Below are 732 nucleotides of genomic sequence, written 5' to 3' on the forward strand. Positions count from 1 at the left end.
GCCCGCCGTCCTCGTCGCTCTCGGTTCCACCGGCCCGGTCGGCCCCGGGCCGGCCGCTCTGCGCGGGCGCGTGCGCGGGCCGCTCCACGGTCAGGTGGTCCATCACCCGGGCCAGGGTCGGTCCCTGCGGATCCGAGACACCCGGGTCCGAGACACCCGGGTCCGAGACACCCGGGTCCGAGACGCCCGGGCCCGGGGCGGCCGGCTCCGGCGTGGCGGGTTCCGGCGTACCGCGGGTGACGCCCAGTCCGTCCAGTACGCGATGCAGCCGTGCCGCGTCCGTACGCCATTTGCGGTCGACGACCTCGTCCGGGTACTCGGCCCAGTCGACCGGTGCCCAGTCGGGGCCGGTCTCGGCGGGACCGCCGTGGAAGAGGCGGGCGGCCAGCAGGGACGTCGCCTCGTCGATCGCGCCCGGCTCCTCCAGGAGGTCGCACGCGGGGCGCTCGCCGAGCCGGGAGGCGAAGCCCTCGGCGAGCCGGTCGCGCCGGGACAGTTCGGTGAGCGCCGCGACGACCCCCGCGTCGAGCCGGGAGGGCCACCGCCCCATGCGCCAGGCGGGCAGCGCGACCCTCGTCAGCAGCCGGTCCCAGCCCGCGTACGCCAGGCCCACCTGCTCCTGGGCGACGATCCGCAGACCGTAGTCCACCGCCTGTGCGCGCTCCGCCGCCGAGGCCGCGACCCCCCGCTCCATCTCGGCCTCGGCGGCGGAGCGCGCACAGGCGGTGGACT

1 pseudogene is annotated in these 732 nt (G+C 77.6%); it reads right to left on the bottom strand.

The annotated features are described in order from the left end of the window. A pseudogene (locus HO151_RS02890) lies at nucleotides 1-732 on the bottom strand (hypothetical protein); the annotation flags it as partial.

This window comes from Streptomyces sp. 8P21H-1, assembly GCF_013302945.1.